The sequence below is a fragment of the Pseudomonas crudilactis genome (genome assembly GCF_013433315.1).
In the GTDB taxonomy this organism is placed as follows: domain Bacteria; phylum Pseudomonadota; class Gammaproteobacteria; order Pseudomonadales; family Pseudomonadaceae; genus Aquipseudomonas; species Aquipseudomonas crudilactis.
In genome coordinates, this window is sequence record NZ_WXVV01000021.1 from 119,247 (window position 1) to 137,546 (window position 18,300).

The 18,300-nt window shown below is 59.2% G+C and carries 16 protein-coding genes; 7 read left to right on the plus strand and 9 right to left on the minus strand.

The genetic code is table 11. The features are described 5' to 3' along the window. Positions 1–154: 154 nt before the first annotated feature. Positions 155–508 carry a hypothetical protein gene (locus GTU76_RS21995; RefSeq protein ID WP_007913918.1) on the minus strand — a complete coding sequence of 118 codons (354 nt, stop codon included), beginning with the start codon at positions 506–508 and terminating at the stop codon, positions 155–157. 284 nt (positions 509–792) lie between these two features. Between GTU76_RS21995 and GTU76_RS22000 the strand changes: the two genes are divergently transcribed. Next, positions 793–2,187, plus strand: coding sequence for a hypothetical protein (locus tag GTU76_RS22000; RefSeq protein ID WP_180699580.1), 1,395 nt, complete (start codon positions 793–795; stop codon positions 2,185–2,187). A 480-nt stretch (positions 2,188–2,667) separates the two neighbouring features. Beyond that, positions 2,668–7,563: an NAD-glutamate dehydrogenase gene (locus GTU76_RS22005; protein ID WP_180699581.1), complete on the plus strand. Its 4,896-nt coding sequence runs from the start codon at positions 2,668–2,670 to the stop codon at positions 7,561–7,563. Between the two features lie 56 nt (positions 7,564–7,619). Here GTU76_RS22005 and GTU76_RS22010 read toward each other — a convergent pair whose 3' ends face one another. From GTU76_RS22010 to pdxR, 5 genes are all read right to left on the minus strand, one after another. After that, complete coding sequence (locus GTU76_RS22010; RefSeq protein WP_180699582.1) at positions 7,620–8,921, minus strand: NHL repeat-containing protein; 1,302 nt, start codon at positions 8,919–8,921, stop codon at positions 7,620–7,622. Between the two features lie 226 nt (positions 8,922–9,147). After that, positions 9,148–9,861 carry an ATPase gene (locus GTU76_RS22015; protein WP_180699583.1) on the minus strand — a complete coding sequence of 238 codons (714 nt, stop codon included), beginning with the start codon at positions 9,859–9,861 and terminating at the stop codon, positions 9,148–9,150. Between the two features lie 217 nt (positions 9,862–10,078). Then, a complete protein-coding gene (locus tag GTU76_RS22020; protein ID WP_016984405.1) occupies positions 10,079–10,483 on the minus strand; it encodes a cupin domain-containing protein in 405 nt (134 codons plus the stop codon). A gap of 239 nt (positions 10,484–10,722) precedes the next feature. Beyond that, positions 10,723–11,016, minus strand: coding sequence for a putative quinol monooxygenase (locus tag GTU76_RS22025; RefSeq protein WP_108226751.1), 294 nt, complete (start codon positions 11,014–11,016; stop codon positions 10,723–10,725). Positions 11,017–11,139: 123 nt separating this feature from the next. Then, positions 11,140–12,573, minus strand: a complete 1,434-nt coding sequence (gene pdxR, locus GTU76_RS22030; RefSeq protein ID WP_180699584.1) for a MocR-like pyridoxine biosynthesis transcription factor PdxR — start codon at positions 12,571–12,573, stop codon at positions 11,140–11,142. Between the two features lie 311 nt (positions 12,574–12,884). Between pdxR and GTU76_RS22035 the strand changes: the two genes are divergently transcribed. Next, positions 12,885–13,325, plus strand: coding sequence for a carboxymuconolactone decarboxylase family protein (locus tag GTU76_RS22035; protein WP_180699585.1), 441 nt, complete (start codon positions 12,885–12,887; stop codon positions 13,323–13,325). A gap of 19 nt (positions 13,326–13,344) precedes the next feature. Here the strand turns inward: GTU76_RS22035 and GTU76_RS22040 are convergent, their stop codons facing one another. Further along, complete coding sequence (locus GTU76_RS22040) at positions 13,345–13,659, minus strand: hypothetical protein (RefSeq protein ID WP_180699586.1); 315 nt, start codon at positions 13,657–13,659, stop codon at positions 13,345–13,347. 207 nt (positions 13,660–13,866) lie between these two features. Here GTU76_RS22040 and GTU76_RS22045 point away from each other — a divergent pair, with 207 nt between their 5' ends. Genes GTU76_RS22045 through GTU76_RS22055 form a run of 3 tightly spaced genes read left to right on the plus strand, consistent with a single transcriptional unit; the run spans position 13,867 to position 16,050 of the window. Beyond that, complete coding sequence (locus GTU76_RS22045) at positions 13,867–14,532, plus strand: secretin and TonB N-terminal domain-containing protein (RefSeq protein ID WP_095122850.1); 666 nt, start codon at positions 13,867–13,869, stop codon at positions 14,530–14,532. After that, positions 14,529–15,080 carry an RNA polymerase sigma factor gene (locus GTU76_RS22050; protein WP_093437948.1) on the plus strand — a complete coding sequence of 184 codons (552 nt, stop codon included), beginning with the start codon at positions 14,529–14,531 and terminating at the stop codon, positions 15,078–15,080. The genes GTU76_RS22045 and GTU76_RS22050 overlap by 4 nt, the downstream gene beginning before the upstream one ends. A gap of 31 nt (positions 15,081–15,111) precedes the next feature. Next, positions 15,112–16,050, plus strand: coding sequence for a FecR family protein (locus GTU76_RS22055; protein WP_180699587.1), 939 nt, complete (start codon positions 15,112–15,114; stop codon positions 16,048–16,050). A 775-nt stretch (positions 16,051–16,825) separates the two neighbouring features. Here GTU76_RS22055 and GTU76_RS22060 read toward each other — a convergent pair. Further along, positions 16,826–17,434 (minus strand): prepilin-type N-terminal cleavage/methylation domain-containing protein, encoded by a 609-nt coding sequence (locus GTU76_RS22060; protein WP_180699588.1) that lies wholly within the window; start codon positions 17,432–17,434, stop codon positions 16,826–16,828. Continuing rightward, positions 17,431–17,877 (minus strand): type II secretion system minor pseudopilin GspH, encoded by a 447-nt coding sequence (gene gspH / locus GTU76_RS22065; RefSeq protein ID WP_008087980.1) that lies wholly within the window; start codon positions 17,875–17,877, stop codon positions 17,431–17,433. Before gspH ends, GTU76_RS22060 begins: the two co-directional genes overlap by 4 nt. Positions 17,878–17,993: 116 nt before the next feature. On the opposite strand from gspH, the gene GTU76_RS22070 reads away from it, so the two are divergent. Beyond that, a partial coding sequence (locus GTU76_RS22070) for a general secretion pathway protein GspC (RefSeq protein ID WP_180699589.1) occupies positions 17,994–18,300 on the plus strand: 307 nt, incomplete at its 3' end.

The window sequence follows — 18,300 nt, forward strand, 5'->3', positions numbered from 1 at the left end:
AATGACTGGGGGATTTGTTGAATTTTTGTAGTACCGGGGAGGGGTAGTGTTCTTTCGGACGCCTTCGCGAGCAAGCTCGCTCCCACATTGACGGTGTGCACGCAGTTCAAATGTGGGAGCGAGCTTGCTCGCGAAGAGGCCTATTCAGGCACCATCAAACTTCGTTGATGAAGGTTCCCGTCCCATCCAGAATATTCGTCAGCGTCTCCACCACCTCATCCAGATCAACCATGTCCGGATTGAAGCTGATCTCCAGCACATCATCCCCGTTCAACGCATCGGCATCCGCCGCCGCAATCTCGATCTTCAGCAGCGTCGAGGTCAGGGTGACTTTCACACCGTCGAGGGTCGAAGGCTCGCCATCCAGGGTGATCTCCAGCTCGTCCTCATCCGGATAGCGGCTCATCAGGAACATGTCGCCCTTGTCGCTGTGACAGCAGAGCATGGCCATGTTGTCTTCTTCGTCATCGCACGGGTTGACGATGAGTAGGGCGGTGGTCATTTGCATGGGCAGTTCCTGGTTGGGCGGGCGCGTCTGACGGTGCGCAAAAAAGCCGATTTTGCCAGCCTGAGGAAAATTCTGCTGAACATCGTTGGGCCAGGGCGTGCTCTTAAGGATGTTTCGTCTAAGCGGGTACGAAATATCCGACGGCCTCGTAGGGTTTTTGAAAAGCCGATAGATGGCGTGAGTTAGAGGTGTTTTCGCTTGTTTTGAAGGCTTTTTACCGTCAGATTTTGCTGCTCGAGCGCAAGGGAGTGCGATGGACGACATGAAAAAAAGGATCTCTTTTGATGAAGCAGTATTTCGAATGGGCGCAAGAAATCCGGCATCTGTCCGAGGAACAGGTTGAAGCGCTTTACCAGCGCTATCTCAACGGCGAGAAAACCGCAGACTTGATCGCCGAATACAAGCTCGCGGACACGGTACGCAGTGTGCTGAAAGTACTGCCGCCGATTGTCAGCGCCGACCTGAGATGCCCGTATTGCGATTTGCCGATGTGGATGCGCCGGCCCGCCCGAGGGGCGCCGGTTTCCCTGCGCAGCGCTTACAAATGTGTGAAATGCGAGCATAAATATTTCACCGTCGGTTTTGGCTCGCGACGTAACGTGTGTTGTTGTGATGCCTGTGTCCGGCTGCGCAAACAGCAAATCGCCGATCAAACCGAACGTGACCGCAGTGATTTAGCCATGCGTTACGGCACACCACGCCCACCGGTGCCCTTTACCAGTCTTGGATTCCAGCAAAAACTTGCTCTGCTGGCTTTACTGGATGACGGCGGCCAAGGCGCAGGCGAACGCATTGCCGCGCTTGATGCTGAACTCAGAGGAGAAAAGCTCACGTCCACTGACACTTTCAGTGAAGAGCTGGTGAAAGGCCTGCACGAGGCGGGTGCCTTGCAGGTCGATACGGCATCGGATATTCGCGCGTTCAATCGGGCCGACGATTTCAGCATCAGCGCTTATCCGGCGGTGTACTGGCAGGCCAACGTCGCGCTGGACGACGGCGTGCGCTGCACGCGCGATACGCTCTATCTGGCGCTGTACGAAGAGTTGTCCGGGCCTGTGCTGCCAGGGTGGAAGCGTGAGTTGTACGCATTGATCTTCAGGCTCGCGCGGGAGGAGTCGATTCAATACGTTCACCTGTTGGCCAATCAGGTCGGTATGGCGTTCACCGCCGAAGCCCGCGCCGACTCGGTGATCGGCACTTTGCTGCAGAATTTCTCGGTCAGCCAGATCTACTACTTCGCCAGAGTGGCGGTGAAAAGTGCCGCGCACTTCTATGCTACCGGCAACTCCAAGGGCCGCACCCACGCCTCCAACACGATTCCGCGCAACATGCAGAGCACTGCGCAACTCGCCTTGGCGGAGAACTGGCGCAAGGACAGCTACCGCGATTCGCGCGTGCCGCAGCCGGCCATGACCCGTCTGCTTTACGACGTCGTGCTCAAGGACAGTGGTGGCGGTTTTTCCAAGTCGCCGGGGCTGTTCTGGCGAGACGAGTTTGTGCCTCGGTTTCTCACGGGGTCGCCGATCGCCGCGCCGCAATTCGACCATCCACAGCTGTTCTGCCGCGAGTGCGACTCCAGCAACATCGACGCCAGCATGGATAAATTGACCCTGCAGATGCAGTGCTACGACTGCGCCACCGTGAGCAGATTTCGCGCTTACGAAGAGTTGCCCGACTGATCCGCGTCAACCGCTGACGCTGAACCCGATGCCACGCTCAAGGTCGATAGAACGGCCTTGGGCGTTTTCGTTTCTGGATATGTAGAGGCAAAAGGTCTGCATCTGGCACGAATGTCCCGTAAATACGGGCATGCAACCCGGCGTTTTCCGACACGAGTGCTAGTGTTTATCGGTGCCAAACCCTCGGTTTACGTGCCAATGACCGAATATGTCGCAGCACCGCAAGCAGACACATTGTCGCACCCTTTAAGCTGCGCAACGGATGAGCACCCGTAAAGGCATTGTCGGCACCGCTGGCAGTCGCTTTTGCAGATGCTCATTCTATGGAAGGTGAATGTGACCTGAGTGTCCCGTCCAGCTTCACCCACCTGTCCCCCTGTTTCCTCTGCCCGAGAATCAGGAACAGGGCGACACAAGCCCCGAAAGGGGTGTTGCACGCGACGCTTTCCATCAATAACAAGCTTAAGCGGAGTACCACAGATGGCGTTCTTCACCGCAGCCAGCAAAGCCGACTTCCAGCACCAACTGCAAGCGGCACTGGCGCAGCACATCAGTGAACAGGCACTGCCACAAGTGGCGCTGTTCGCTGAACAATTCTTCGGCATCATTTCCCTGGACGAGCTGACTCAACGTCGCCTCTCCGACCTCGCTGGCTGTACTCTCTCTGCGTGGCGCCTGCTTGAGCGCTTCGATCACGCGCAACCGCAAGTGCGCGTCTACAACCCCGATTACGAGCGTCATGGCTGGCAGTCGACCCACACCGCGGTCGAAGTCCTGCACCACGACCTGCCATTTTTGGTCGACTCGGTCCGTACCGAACTGAACCGTCGCGGCTACAGCATCCACACCCTGCAAACCACCGTGCTCAGCGTGCGTCGTGGCAGCAAGGGCGAGTTGCTGGAAGTCCTGCCGAAAGGCACCCAGGGCGACGACATTCTGCAAGAGTCGTTGATGTACCTGGAAATCGACCGCTGCGCCAACGCGGCCGAACTGAATGTGCTGAGCAAAGAGCTGGAACAGGTTCTCGGTGAAGTCCGCGTCGCGGTCGCCGATTTTGAGCCGATGAAAGCCAAGGTGCAGGAAATCCTCACCAAACTCGACAACAGCGCGTTTGCCGTTGATGCCGACGAAAAGAACGAAATCAAAAGCTTCCTGGAATGGCTGGTGGGCAACCACTTCACCTTCCTCGGCTACGAAGAATTCTTGGTCACCGATCAGGCCGATGGCGGCCATATCGAGTACGACCAGAACTCCTTCCTCGGCCTGACCAAACTGCTGCGCACCGGCCTGACCTACGATGACCTGCGCATCGAAGACTACGCCGTGAGCTACCTGCGCGAACCGACCCTGCTGTCGTTCGCCAAGGCTGCGCATCCGAGCCGTGTCCACCGTCCGGCTTACCCGGACTACGTGTCGATCCGTGAAATCGACGCTGACGGCAAAGTCATCAAGGAACATCGTTTCATGGGCCTGTACACCTCGTCGGTGTATGGCGAGAGCGTGCGGGTCATCCCGTTCATCCGCCGCAAGGTCGAAGAAATCGAACACCGCTCTGGCTTCCAGTCCAAGGCTCACCTGGGCAAGGAACTGGCGCAGGTGCTGGAAGTGCTGCCGCGTGATGACCTGTTCCAGACCCCGGTCGACGAACTGTTCACCACCGTGATGTCGATCGTGCAGATCCAGGAACGCAACAAGATCCGCGTGTTCCTGCGCAAAGACCCGTACGGTCGTTTCTGCTACTGCCTGGCCTACGTGCCGCGCGACATCTACTCCACCGAAGTTCGCCAGAAGATCCAGCAAGTGCTGATGGAGCGCCTGAAGGCTTCCGATTGCGAATTCTGGACGTTCTTCTCCGAGTCGGTTCTGGCCCGCGTGCAGTTGATCCTGCGTGTCGACCCGAAAAACCGTCTCGACATCGACCCGGTGCTGCTGGAAAAAGAAGTCGTGCAAGCCTGCCGCAGCTGGCAGGACGACTACGCCGCACTGACCGTCGAAAGCTTCGGCGAAGCTCACGGCACCAACGTGCTGGCCGACTTCCCGAAAGGCTTCCCGGCTGGTTACCGCGAGCGTTTCGCCGCGCATTCGGCCGTGGTCGACATGCAGCACCTGCTGAGCCTCAACGAAAAAAATCCGCTGGTGATGAGCTTCTATCAGCCGCTCGGTCAGGTTTCCGGCCAGCGCGAGCTGCATTGCAAGCTGTACCACGCCGACACCCCGCTGGCGCTGTCCGACGTCTTGCCGATTCTGGAAAACCTCGGCCTGCGCGTACTGGGTGAATTCCCGTACCGTCTGCGTCACACCAATGGCCGCGAGTTCTGGATTCACGACTTCGCGTTCACCGCCGCTGAAGGCCTCGACCTCGACATCCAGCAACTCAACGACACCCTGCAGGACGCCTTCGTCCACATCGTTCGCGGCGACGCCGAAAACGATGCGTTCAACCGTCTGGTACTGACCGCCGGTCTGCCGTGGCGCGACGTGGCGCTGCTGCGTGCTTACGCGCGTTACCTGAAGCAGATTCGTCTGGGCTTCGATCTGGGTTACATCGCCAGCACCCTGAACAACCACACCGACATCGCTCGCGAGCTGACCCGGTTGTTCAAGACCCGCTTCTATCTGGCGCGCAAACTCAGCGACGACGATCTGGAAGACAAGCAACTGCGTCTGGAACAAGCGATTCTGACTGCACTGGACGACGTCCAGGTGCTCAACGAAGACCGTATCCTGCGTCGTTACCTCGACCTGATCAAAGCCACCCTGCGGACCAACTTCTATCAGACTGATGCCAACGGCCAGAACAAGTCGTACTTCAGCTTCAAGTTCAACCCGCACGCGATCCCTGAACTGCCGAAGCCAGTGCCGAAGTTCGAAATCTTCGTCTACTCGCCACGCGTTGAAGGCGTGCACCTGCGCTTCGGTAACGTCGCTCGTGGTGGTCTGCGCTGGTCCGACCGTGAAGAAGACTTCCGTACCGAAGTCCTCGGCCTGGTTAAAGCTCAACAAGTGAAGAACTCGGTCATCGTGCCAGTGGGTGCGAAGGGCGGCTTCCTGCCGCGTCGTCTGCCTCTGGGCGGCAGCCGTGACGAGATCGCAGCCGAGGGCATCGCCTGCTACCGCATCTTCATTTCCGGTCTGTTGGACATCACCGACAACCTGAAAGACGGCGCGCTGGTACCGCCATTGAACGTGGTGCGCCACGACGATGACGACCCGTACCTGGTAGTCGCGGCGGACAAGGGCACTGCGACCTTCTCCGACATCGCCAACGGCATCGCCATCGACTACGGCTTCTGGCTGGGTGACGCGTTTGCGTCCGGTGGTTCGGCCGGTTACGACCACAAGAAAATGGGCATCACCGCCAAAGGCGCGTGGGTTGGCGTACAACGCCACTTCCGCGAGCGCGGCATCAATGTTCAGGAAGACAGCATCACTGTTGTCGGCGTCGGCGACATGGCCGGTGACGTGTTCGGTAACGGCCTGTTGATGTCCGACAAGCTGCAACTGGTCGCGGCCTTCAACCACATGCACATCTTCATCGACCCGAACCCGAACCCGGCGACCAGCTTCGTTGAGCGTCAGCGCATGTTCGACCTGCCGCGTTCGGCCTGGACCGACTACGACACCAGCATCATGTCCGAAGGTGGCGGTATCTTCTCGCGCAGCGCGAAGAGCATCGCGATCTCCCCGCAGATGCAGGAACGCTTCGACATCAAGGCCGACAAACTGACCCCGACCGAACTGCTGAACGCCTTGCTCAAGGCGCCAGTGGATCTGCTGTGGAACGGCGGTATCGGTACTTACGTCAAGGCCAGCACCGAAAGCCACGCCGATGTCGGCGACAAGGCCAACGATGCACTGCGCGTGAACGGCAACGAGCTGCGCTGCAAAGTCGTGGGCGAGGGCGGTAACCTCGGCATGACCCAACTGGGTCGTGTCGAATTTGGTCTGAATGGCGGCGGTTCCAACACCGACTTCATCGACAACGCCGGTGGCGTGGACTGCTCCGACCACGAAGTGAACATCAAGATCCTGCTGAACGAAGTGGTTCAGGCCGGTGACATGACCGACAAGCAACGCAACCAGTTGCTGGCGAGCATGACCGACGAAGTCGGCAATCTGGTGCTGGGCAACAACTACAAGCAGACTCAGGCTTTGTCCCTGGCGGCGCGTCGTGCGTATGCGCGCATCGCTGAGTACAAGCGTCTGATGGGCGATCTGGAAGGCCGTGGCAAGCTGGACCGTGCCATCGAGTTCCTGCCGACCGAAGAGCAACTGGCCGAGCGCATTGCTGAAGGCCACGGTCTGACCCGTCCTGAGCTGTCGGTGCTGATCTCCTACAGCAAGATCGACCTCAAAGAGCAGCTGTTGGGCTCCCTGGTGCCGGATGACGATTACCTGACCCGCGACATGGAAACGGCGTTCCCGCCGTCTCTGGTCAGCAAGTTCTCCGAAGCCATGCGTCGTCACCGTCTGAAGCGCGAGATCGTCAGCACCCAGATCGCCAACGACCTGGTCAACCACATGGGCATCACCTTCGTTCAACGACTCAAAGAGTCGACCGGCATGAGCCCGGCGAACGTGGCCGGCGCTTACGTGATCGTGCGCGACATCTTCCACCTCCCGCACTGGTTCCGTCAGATCGAAGCGCTGGACTACCAAGTCAGCGCTGATGTGCAGCTGGAGCTGATGGACGAACTGATGCGTCTGGGTCGCCGCGCCACGCGCTGGTTCCTGCGTGCCCGTCGCAACGAGCAGAACGCTGCCCGTGACGTCGCGCACTTCGGTCCGCACCTGAAAGAGCTGGGCCTGAAACTCGACGAACTGCTGAGCGGCGAAATCCGTGAAAACTGGCAGGCGCGTTATCAGGCGTACGTCGAAGCCGGTGTGCCGGAATTGCTGGCGCGTATGGTTGCGGGCACCTCGCACCTGTACACCCTGCTGCCGATCATCGAAGCGTCCGACGTGACTGGCCAGAACCCTGCCGAAGTGGCCAAGGCTTACTTCGCCGTGGGCAGTGCGCTGGACATCACCTGGTACCTGCAACAGATCAGCGCGCTGCCGGTTGAAAACAACTGGCAGGCCCTGGCCCGTGAAGCGTTCCGTGATGACGTCGACTGGCAGCAACGTGCGATCACCATCTCCGTCCTGCAACAGGGCGACGGCACGCTGGACGTGGAAGCACGTCTGGCGCTGTGGATGGAACAGCACGAAAGCATGATCTCGCGCTGGCGCGCCATGCTGGTGGAAATCCGTGCGGCGAGCGGCACGGACTACGCCATGTATGCGGTGGCCAACCGTGAACTGCTGGATCTGGCGTTGAGCGGGCAAGCGGTCGTGCCTGCGGCTGCTGCGAATGCCGAGCTTGAACTGGCGTAAGTAGTGGTTGAATGAAAAAGCCCCGGTGTCGTGAGATGCCGGGGTTTTTTTATGCCTCAGTAGAGAGGCGAACAGCGCAAGGCAAAGTTGCGCGGGACCGTGATGGATGACAGGGCATTACCCGCCACAATGATCTGATTCAACTGAATTGCCACAGCCTCAGCTATGTCGAGGTGGTCAGTCAAATCGAGGATCAGTAGCCCTTGATTGCCAAACGCCGCATCGAGAATGCCGTCTGCTTTGAACTGGGCAAGGACGATTTGCGAGTTTTCCTCCCGCAGGGGGTTGCCGACTGTGAGGATCCGACCACCTGTGCGCAACACAGCACCGGACCATTGGATTCCTCCTGTAGCTTGCGGATAAGTCGTGAAAACAGGCTTGCCTCGATTGAATGTCGGCACCGCTTTGCCTTGGGTATCGACGCACACCAAAACGCTCTTGAAAACTAAGGCCGAGTGGCTACTGCCGACACCGATGATGCTCTTGTCAGGCATTTCTATCAGTTCGGTTAGTTGGTTGAGTTCACCTTCGAAATCAAACGTTATATAGCCGTTGATTCCAAAATCCTTGATCGGGCTACCTTGCGTGTCAAATCGGGCCATCATGGCAAACGTTTTTTCTTCGATATATGCACTTCCAGCAACGGCAAAGGTTCCATCCTTGAGGGCGATCAAGGAGCCTGCCCAGGTCAAGTTAGCGAGGTATTGAATGAGGATGTAGCCTTTGCCGTCGGCGAAGGTTGTATCCAGCGATCCATTTTTATTCAGCCTCATCAACACGCCCACTTCGTCATAGTAGCTGTACCGGTGATAGCTCAGAACCATGAGCTTGCCATCGGGCAACTCAATCGTATTGCCACGTTGACTGGATGCAGCCGGGCCCTTGCGCTTAATCTCTTCTGCCGAAAGTCGGTACTGTGGGGTACTGAGGGGATGGATGACGGTAAACCCTCCATTTCCAAAGCTTTTGACGGGCACGCCCTTGTCGTCGAAAAGTGCCAGCCCGCGTTCCTGGGGCGCGTATTCCTCAAGTTCAAACCAGCCTTCGAGGAGGATGTTCCGGTCGCTGAGGACTTGGACGTTCTTACCTGTGGATCGGAAGCCAGGGGCGAATCCACCCGTCACGGTTCCTTGATTGCCAAAACTGTCATCTTGTCTGCCATCAGCATTCAGCCGCGATAGGGAAAACTCCGTCCCGGTGCGGGCTGCGATCAGGATTTTGTTGTCCGGTGCGACGCTCATGCCTCCGGCAATCCCGCTGACACCGTCGGGATATTGGAGCCAGGTGATCCCTGTTTCATCAGGGCCAAAAGTCGGGTCGAGGATTGGCGCAGTCGATGTGTTCGATGAGGTGTTCATTCAATGCTCCTTGAGGTGAGCGAATGTTGCAGACACCGATAGCCAGGGCTGACTTGGGATCAACGCAGTCAGAACATTGAAAGGACTTGTGAGACGGACGTCTACTGTCAGCTCTGACAGTAGACAAACTGTTTTTTCCATGGAGCGGATGCTGTGTTCTCGACACCTTCGCGAGCAAAGCGCTCCCACAATTGACCGCATTACCCTGTGGGAGCGAGCCTTACGTTCAATACAGTTTTTTATTCTGTTTACTGTCGAGCATCGACACCTTGGCCGCAGGGCGCGCGACTAAATTGTTGAGTGACTGGTCAAACTTATGCAGCGCCCGAACTTGCACATCCTGCTGCTGGTTAATATCGGCAACAATCTCTTCCGAGCGCTTGAAGTCCGCCCACACCGGCGTCAACTCCCGTGCATCCGAACCTTTCGCCGTACCGATGTAATTCAACCGTGCATCGTAAAAATCGGCACTGACATCCGCTTTGATATCCGAGCTACGTGAGGTGATCAGTTGGCTATGGGTATCAACGATCGCCACCACATCCGGTCTGGCCGCACGCAGGCTTTGCATGTCCGGGTACACCGTCACCGAGCCGAACTGACGTTGCAGCGAGGCATTCACCCATTCCACCGCCATGTCCGGTTTCGAGCTGGCGACGTAGGCGTCATGAATCGGCTGCACCAGCAGGCTCTGGCCGAAACCGGTGCCGGCGTTGGCTTGATAGTCGCGCAGGTATTCGCGATTGGACTGGGTGCTCGGGCTGTAGACCACGCCGAGCGACACGCCGGTACCGCTTTTTACCTGGGTGGCGCTGCTGCGGCCGGTGGGATGGGGGAGCATTGTGTCCAGTGAGGAAACGGCTTGGGGCGCGGTGGGGACTGAACAGGCTGACAGAGCTAAAACAGATATCGCCAAGACACTGGTGAGCGCAAGTTTCATGGTGTTTCTCCCGTGAAACAACATCAGTCGGAAAGTTTGAAATGCCGTCGGTGACGACAGTTAATTCAGACTAAACCCGCCAAGCTGACAGTTTGCTGTAATAAAACCTAAGCAATAGTTTGATTGGCTTTAACCCGTAGCAGCTAATTGCGCAGGGAAATAAAAAGGCGCCAATCGTCGATTTGCGCCCGTTTATTTATGGCTGGTTAAACAGCCATCAGTTTTTCAGCGGGATCAACACTTGTTCATCCGGGGCCAGCACCATGAATACCAGCAACTTGGCAGGCTTGGTCTGGCTGGCATTTTTCGACACCAGATGTTCGGAGCCGGCGGGTTCGTACCAGAACTGACCCTTCTTGTAGGTGATCGGTTGTTCACCTTTGACCTGGGAAATTACTTCACCTTCAAGCACGTAAGCCATGGCGGTGCCGTCGTGTTTATGGGCGATGGAGGACTGGCCGGGCTTGTAGTCCACCTCGATCATCATGGCTTTTTTGCCGGGGGCGTTTTTCAGCATCTGGTCTTGCAGGACGGTGACTTTTTCCGAGGGATCGTGGGCGAAGGCGGCCGAGGTGCAGAGGTTCAGGGCGAGGGCGGCGGCGAAGAAGGGCAGGGCTTTCATGGCGGGTTACCTGTGATGATCGGGGTGTTGCTGATCACAGTAGTCCGGGGGGCGGGGCATTCAAACGGCCAATATTCGGGAAGATCAGGTGACCAATTGCCGGCGTGTCAGAAAGGCTATCGGTGTGGCGTAATACGCCTTCGCGAGCAAGCTCGCTCCCACAGGGTTATCTGTTGTTCACAAGATAGGTGAGCAACCGCAGAACCTGTGGGAGCGAGCTTGCTCGCGAAGGGGCCAGATCAGACAATGGGAAAGCTATTGAAATCCACGCTATTGGCCAATCGACTATCGATCAGGTCAATAAACCCCTGCGCCTCGGGCCGGTTGAAATGCGCCTGCATCGCCGCTTCCGACTGCCAGCGGGCACTGACCGTCCAGCGGTGGCTGTCCTCGGGGCAGCGGTCGACCAGGTAGGAATCGCAGCCCGGCGTTTCGCGCAGGGTGTCGACGATCTTCTGCAGTTGCCTGCCCAGTTCATCCGAGCGGCCGGCGGCAGCCTGCACCTGGACCGTATTGATCACTTCGTTGGACATTGCTCACACTCCTGAATCAGGCCGGACGAATCCTGCTCATTGAGGGATAACGCCTGTGCAGGATAGGCCTGCACCCCCGGAAGACCAATAACCAATCGGCGGTTAAATCTTTATGCCAATCGCTCAGGCGACCTGCTGGAGAATGTCGCGCAGGCGATCCAGAGCGATATCGATGTCGAGGGTTTCGATGGCGCCGAAGCCGAAGTACAGGCCGTTCTTTGCCGGTTGTTGATGGTAGAAACCATTGATCGAGTACAAACCGACTTCGACTTTTTTCGCCAGTTCGATCACCAGCGGCAGGTCGATCGGCACTTTGCAGAACACTGCCATGTGGAAACCGGCGCTGGCCGGCACCGCCTCCAGCCATGGCGCCAGATCAGTGGCCATGCGCGCCAGAATCCGCTCGCGGCGCTGCGCATAAATCGCATGGCAGCGGCGGATATGCTTGAGCAGGCAGCCCTCGGCGATGAACTTGGCCAGCGCCCATTGCGGCAGGGTCGAGGCGTGCAGATCGGTGAGTTGCTTGGCACGGATCACCGCTTCGAGAATCGCCGGCGGCAGGATTGCATAACCCAAACGCAGCTCCGGCAGCAGGGTTTTCGAGAACGTACCGACGTAAGCGACGATGCCACGCTGATCGAGATTGAACAACGAATCGGTCGGCCGGCCTTCGTAGCGAAACTCGCTGTCATAGTCGTCCTCGATGATGATCGCACCCAGCTCGTGGGCGCGAGCCAGCAAGGCCTCACGGCGCGCCTGACTCATCGGCATGCCCAGCGGAAACTGGTGCGACGGCGTCACATAGATAAGGCGCGTGCCATCGGGAATGTGCTCGACCTGAATGCCCTCGGCATCCACGGGGATCCCGACCACCTCGGCGCCATGGGTGCCGAACAGCAGGCGCGCCGGCGGATAACCGGGATCTTCCATCGCCACCAGACTGCCGGGGCGGATCAGCACGCGGGTGATCAGATCCAGCGCCTGTTGCGCGCCGTTGCACACCACGATGTCTTCGTCCTGACAGTTGATCCCCCGGGAAAACGCGATGTGCCGGGCAATCGCATTGCGCAGCGCCGGCAGGCCTTCGGCGACGCTGTAGAAACCCTTGGACTGGCCCATTTGGCGCATCGCATGGGCGACGCAGCGGCGCCAGTCATCCTGCGGAAACTGGCCCTTGCTGGTGGCGCCACCGATGAAATCGTAGCGCAGCGAGCCTTCCAGCGTCGGGTGACGGAGGAACACCGGCAGATTGCGCCAGCTCTCGATCACCTCGGCACTGGCCAGTTCGGTGTGGCTTTGCTTGCGCTGGACCTGCGCCGGGCGCGCGTTGACGTAGGTGCCCTTGCCGATCACCCCGGTGAGGAAGTTTTCGTAGGTCAGTTGCGCGTAGGTGTCGGAAATGGTCTTGCGCGAAATCCCCAGTTGCTCGGCGAGCAGACGGCTGGGCGGCAGTTGCGTGCCAGCGGCGAGGCGCCCGGACTCAATGGCACCGCGCAGCTGCTGATACAACTGACCGGCAAGATCCTTGCGGCCGTTGATCACGACGTGAAGTTCCATACCGACGAGGCTCCCGAGGCTATTAGGCGTGCCGGCCAGATTACCGCTGTTGCGAGATCGGCAATAGTTGCCTACCCGAAAAACCCGAAATTGGCCTAGATCCCCTGTGGGAGCGAGCTTGCTCGCGAATGCGGTGTGCCAGTCGCCAAATAGGGTGTCTGGATTGGCGCTTTCGCGAGCAAGCTCGCTCCCACAGGTATCGTGTATATCCGCGATTCAGTGGTGTACCCACAATTCGACAAATTGGGGCTGTAATGCATCGCTGTCGGCGTTTACGGTGAAGTCATTATTCCGTCTACCGAGACTAGCCCATGTCCCCGCGCCTGGATTACTACAACGCTTCGCCCAAGGCGATGAAAGCGATGATTGCCATGGAGGCACTGACCGCCAACCTCAGTATCGAGCAGCCGCTGCTGCAGTTGATCAGGGTCCGTGCCTCGCAGCTCAACGGCTGCGCATTCTGCACCGACATGCACTCGGTGGATGCGCGACGGGCCGGGGAGAGTGATCGGCGTTTGTATGCGATCGCGGTGTGGCGCGACAGCAACTTCTTCAACCCGCGCGAACGTGCGGCGCTGGCCTGGGCCGAGGCGGTGACGTTGTTGGCGGAGAGCCGCGTGCCTGATGAGGTGTATCAGCAGGCGCGCGAGCAGTTCAGCGAAGGCGAACTGGTCGACCTGACCATGGCCGTGACCACCATCAACAGCTGGAATCGCCTCGCGGTGAGCTTCCGCCAAACGCCTAGCGATTGAAGATCAAAAGATCGCAGCCCTAATTCGCCGGCCGTTGCGGTTTCACCGAGGTGCCAAAGGTATTCCCCATCCGCGTGCTGGTCGCCGCCGGTGTCGCCAGGCCAACCTGATTCGGCGGCCGCTTATTCACCGGCACATTCATCGCCTCTTGATTCTTCTGCGCCGCCGCAGCGCCTTCCGGGTTGTTGCCCATCTGCTGGCTCAAACAGTCGTAATTCGGCGCCTTGTAGCCGCCGACCGTCACCTCGACACAGCCCAAGGGTTCCTCGGCATAAGCGCTCGACAGCGCCATCAACAACAGTCCGCCAAGGCTGATTCGCCACAGTGTTTTCATGCTCGCCTCCTGGCCGGCCCGATGGGGCCGCGCTATGGCTTGAGTCTAGTGCAAGCCTTGCGCAATTCCCGTGATGGTTTTTTTGCACCGCCCGTCACACCAGATTCATAAACAGCCCTCAGGATGACGATTTCCAAGGATTCGTCAGCCGTGCAGCGAGGCAATTCCACGGACGGTTTTCAGCGTTCAACGAGGCTTGTGCGCCGGATGTGTCTGGGGTGGCTGCTTGGCTGTGCGGCGGGCCACGCCATGGCCGACGCGGTGCCGGCGGACTTGCGCATGACGCTGCACATTCCGGCACAGGATCTGGCGCACGCGCTGGATCAGTACAGCCATGCCACTGGCGTTGCGGTGCTGGTCGACAGTCAGTTGAGTCGCGGTCGTCGTTCGTTGGCGGTGGACGGTGAATACACCGCCGCCGATGCCCTGCGTCGCTTGCTCGGCGGCAGTGGGTTGATGGCGCGTTACGCCCGCGACGATGCGTTTACCTTGCAAGTGGCGCAGGTCGAAGACGTGCCGGCGCCGCCGCAAAAACAGACGCCGGAAAGCGTCGCGGTCAACCGCAGTTACGCGACGGCGGTGCAAGCGGCGATCGAGCGCAACCTGTGCCGCTCGCCGCTGACCCGGCCGGGCAGTTATCGCGCGGTGTTGCAGGTCTGGGTCGGCCGCGACGGCTTGGTGCAGCACAACCGGTTGGTCACTTCGACCGGTGATGTACGGCGCGACAACGCGCTGGTGGAAAGTTTTCGCAACCTCAAAATCGACCGGCCGACGCCCAGCGCCTTGCGTCAGCCGGTCACGTTGCTGTTGTTACCGGAGTCGTCAGGGAAACGCATGGAATGCACCAAATGGGAAGGAGTTTCCGGGGGATGAAAGACGCCGGACAAGGTTCGATGGTCCAACTGTTCCTGGCCTCCTACGAGGACTTTCGGGTGCGCCTGCGCAGGCGTCTCGGTTCGGAAGATCTGGCCAACGACGTGCTGCACGAAACCTACCTGCGGGTCGACCGCATGGAGACGCCGCCGAACGTCCTGCGGCCCAATGCCTACCTCTATCGCATGGCCCTGAACATCGCCGCCGACCGCCGCCAGGCCGATGCGCGCCTGCTCACCGGCGAGGAAGTCGAGGAGCTGCTGCAAATCGGCGACGAAGCCCTCGATCCGGCGCGGGTGGTGGGTGGGCAGAAGGAAATCCAGTCACTGCTCAGTGCGTTGTACGAGCTGCCCGCACGGCGCCGGAAGATCTTTATCGCGGCGCGTCTGGAAGAGGCGCCGCATCTGGAAATCTCGCAGCGCTTCGGCATTTCCACGCGCATGGTCGAGAAGGAAATCAAAGCCGCGTTGGGCTTCTGCGCCGCGAAACTGGAAAGAAAAGTGTTTCAGCGGTTCGGTCGCGGGGCCGGAAAACCGTCTTCTGAATAGTGCCCGATCAATTCGTTGAGAATCTGCGCGTTTGAACATCTTTCGACTGACACCTGCCGAGCCATCGGCGGTCGACAATTTGCACAGCGAAGCCCGCGACTGGCTGGTCCTGCTGACCTCCGGACGCGCCACCGTGGCCGATGCCCGCGCCCTGCGCGAATGGTGCGCGCAGAGTGCCGAGCATGCCCGCGCGTTCGAAGAGGCCAAGCGGTTGTGGCAGCAACTGCAACCGGCCGTGGAGCAGATGCAAGCGCCACGCGGGTTTGGTCGACGTGCTTTTCTCGGTGGGGCGATTGCTGCGTCGGCGGCGTTTTTGCTGGTGCGCGGGACGATTCCTGGTGGTTTTGAAGGGCTGGGCGCTGACTACATCACTGAAGTTGGCCAGCAGCGGCGTTTTGAACCTGTGCAGGGTGTGAGCCTGGAGCTGAACACTCAGACGCGGATTAATCAGCGTGCGGTGTCTGACGGTGTGCAGGGGTTTGAACTGGTCAGTGGTGAAGTTGAAGTGCAGACCGCGCGGTTGCCGTTGGCGATGCAGGCTGGGGGAGGGTGGTTGCGTGCGAGTCAGGGGCGGTTCAACCTGCGTAATACCGATCAGCAAGTTTGTGTGACTTGCCTTGATGGCGCGGTTGAAGTGGATGTTGAGGGGCGTAGCCTGCGTCTTGAACCGGGGCAGCAGGTGACCTATGACGCGCGGCAGGTTGGCAGTGTGCAGAGTGTCGACACGGCGGCGGTGATGAATTGGCGTCAGCAGGTGCTGGTGTTTAACGGCGCTACGCTGAGCCAGATGATTGATGAGATCAATCGGTATCGGCCGGGGATGTTGTTGCTGCTTAATCGTGAGCTTGGGCAGCGGCGGGTGCAGGCGCGCTTTAGCCTTGATCAACTTGCTGGCGTTGCATTGCTGATTCGCGATGCTTATGGCGTCAACTGCACTGAGCTGCCTGGCGGCGTTGTCGTTTTGAGTTAGTGGGTTTTATTGGGGACATATCCGTTGCTGCGGTTATGGCTGCTTAGGGTTTCGCCCTTACGGCGACTCACTTTTTTTACAAACGCCTAAAAAAAGTAAGCAAAAAAACGCTTGCTCCTACGTGCGGCCCGCTCGCTGGGACTCGGGGTTCCTTCGCTCCGGGATCCATCCGGGCGCATCGCCTACGGTTTGCTTCGCTGCACCTCCTCTCGATGCATTTGGCTGCGCCAAACGGTCGCTGCGCTCCCACCCCCGGATGAATCCCTCCACTCAGCCTTCCGACGTCGCCCGTGGATCAAGATCAAAAGCTGCAGCCGAGCTAACGCTCATCCTGTTGAGTGGGGCGGCTTTGCCGCTGGGGCTGTACGCAGATTAAAAACTGTGGGAGCGAGCCTGCTCGCGAAGGCGGCCTCACAGCCGACCAATCCCCAACTGACTCCACCCATTCCCACTGTGGGAGCGAGCTTGCTCGCGAAGACGACCTGCCAACCAACCAATCCCCAACTGACCACCCCCAATCCAATTGTAGGATTGAGCCTGCTCGCGATGACGGCCTAACAGCCAACCAATCCCCAACTGACCTCACCCAATCCAACTGTAGGAGCGAGCCTGCTCGCGAAGACGTCCGGCCAGACAACCAATCCCCAACTGACTCGCCCCAATCCAATTGTGGGAGCGAGCCTGCTCGCGAAAGCGATCCATCAGTAACAACCATGTTGACTGACCCACCACGCCCGCGAGCAATCCCCTCCCGCATTTGATTCCTGGCGGCGATCTACTGCAACGGCCCAATCACCTGCCGATACTTCTCCACCCCCTGCGCAGTCCCCCGACTCAACCGAATCTCCAACCCCAACGGATCCTCCCGTCGATTCCCACTCAACTGCCGCCACCCCTTATCCACCTCCCAAACCCGCACCTGCACATCACTGACATCACTCAAAACAGCCACCCCATTCCTTGGCGCCGGCAACGGATACCGACTCCGCGCCTCAGCCACCGCCCGATACAACGTGTCGCCCTTGACCCACCAGCGCACCCGCTGCAAGGCCCCCGGCTGATCCGTCGCCGTGCGAATGATGTCCAGACGAAACCCCTTACTGTCGCTACTGCGCACAGTCAGAGCGGCCGGCGCCGTCGTCGGCTCATCATCCACCCCAACCTTCTTCGGCTCAGTCAACTCAATCCCCGCCCGCATCTCCACATCCCGCTGCAACTGATTCAGCGCCCGCAACAAACCGTCACTCTGTTCACTGCTCGCCTGCAAATGACTGTCCGCCCGCGTCACACTGTCCAGCCCCCGCCAGGCAATCAGACTCACCACCGCCATCAGCAAAATCGCGACCATCACTTCAATCAACGTAAACCCTTGCTGGCGCTTCATTGCAGGCTGATCCTGCCACTGCCATCACGCAGCACACTCAAGCGATTCAAGCCATCCGACAACGTCAATTGCAGCGGCGGATTGATCCACTCAGCGTTCAGCACAACCCTCTGTTTCGGCTCCACCCGCACCTCCATTTTCGGACTCTGCCAGGCACGCGGCCGCAACTGCGGATCCTGCGCGAAATGATCAAACCCCTTGCCACTGTCACTGCGCCGACTAAACCGAAACCCCTTGGCATCACTCACCCACACAATCGGCCGGCCATCCGCGCGCGCCTCCGCCTGCGCCACCTGCAGCAACTGCGCCACACGCTCGGCATCCTTGCGCAGCAACTGCAACGGATCCGGCTTGATACTCAGGCTGATCGCCGCACTGGCGATGCCGATGATCACCAGCACCACCATCAACTCGATCAGCGTAAAACCCTGTTGCCTGTTCATCGCGCGCTCCTTTGCGTCCTGCGCCATCGTGCACGGCCAACATGTAAGACGTGTGAAATAAAACGGAGAGAATTGCCGCGTAGGCTGACAGCAGGGATAAAAAGGAGATTCAACCCATGACCTTCACCACACGCTTTTCCCGACCCCAAATGGTCCAGGCCCTCGCGCTGCTCGCCGCGCTGGTCGGCGTGGGGACATGGTCGTCGCTGCTACTGACCTCCGCCGAATCACACACCCCGGCAGCGGCCCCGCAGTTGCTGGCGGCACGAAGTGATAGCCCGGCGTTGCAGTGGTTTTCCAATCAAACGGCGCCGGTGGACATCAAGGTGAGCGGGGTGATGGCGGGGAGTCGGGGGGCGGTGGCGATACTGAGTTTGAACGATGGGCCGCCGAGGAGTTTTTTGCAGGGGGAGAGGGTGGGGC

Excerpts from the sequence above, each read along its gene's own strand:
- GTU76_RS22010 (WP_180699582.1), bottom strand. The coding sequence starts at position 8,921 with ATGAACACCTCATCGAACACATCGACTGCGCCAATCCTCGACCCGACT.
- gspH (WP_008087980.1), bottom strand. The coding sequence starts at position 17,877 with ATGAACAGGCAACAGGGTTTTACGCTGATCGAGTTGATGGTGGTGCTG.
- GTU76_RS22050 (WP_093437948.1), top strand. The coding sequence starts at position 14,529 with ATGAAAGACGCCGGACAAGGTTCGATGGTCCAACTGTTCCTGGCCTCC.
- GTU76_RS22025 (WP_108226751.1), bottom strand. The coding sequence starts at position 11,016 with ATGTCCAACGAAGTGATCAATACGGTCCAGGTGCAGGCTGCCGCCGGC.
- pdxR (WP_180699584.1), bottom strand. The coding sequence starts at position 12,573 with ATGGAACTTCACGTCGTGATCAACGGCCGCAAGGATCTTGCCGGTCAG.
- GTU76_RS22000 (WP_180699580.1), top strand. The coding sequence starts at position 793 with ATGAAGCAGTATTTCGAATGGGCGCAAGAAATCCGGCATCTGTCCGAG.
- GTU76_RS22015 (WP_180699583.1), bottom strand. The coding sequence starts at position 9,861 with ATGAAACTTGCGCTCACCAGTGTCTTGGCGATATCTGTTTTAGCTCTG.
- GTU76_RS21995 (WP_007913918.1), bottom strand. The coding sequence starts at position 508 with ATGCAAATGACCACCGCCCTACTCATCGTCAACCCGTGCGATGACGAA.
- GTU76_RS22040 (WP_180699586.1), bottom strand. The coding sequence starts at position 13,659 with ATGAAAACACTGTGGCGAATCAGCCTTGGCGGACTGTTGTTGATGGCG.
- GTU76_RS22045 (WP_095122850.1), top strand. The coding sequence starts at position 13,867 with ATGTGTCTGGGGTGGCTGCTTGGCTGTGCGGCGGGCCACGCCATGGCC.
- GTU76_RS22005 (WP_180699581.1), top strand. The coding sequence starts at position 2,668 with ATGGCGTTCTTCACCGCAGCCAGCAAAGCCGACTTCCAGCACCAACTG.
- GTU76_RS22035 (WP_180699585.1), top strand. The coding sequence starts at position 12,885 with ATGTCCCCGCGCCTGGATTACTACAACGCTTCGCCCAAGGCGATGAAA.
- GTU76_RS22060 (WP_180699588.1), bottom strand. The coding sequence starts at position 17,434 with ATGAAGCGCCAGCAAGGGTTTACGTTGATTGAAGTGATGGTCGCGATT.
- GTU76_RS22020 (WP_016984405.1), bottom strand. The coding sequence starts at position 10,483 with ATGAAAGCCCTGCCCTTCTTCGCCGCCGCCCTCGCCCTGAACCTCTGC.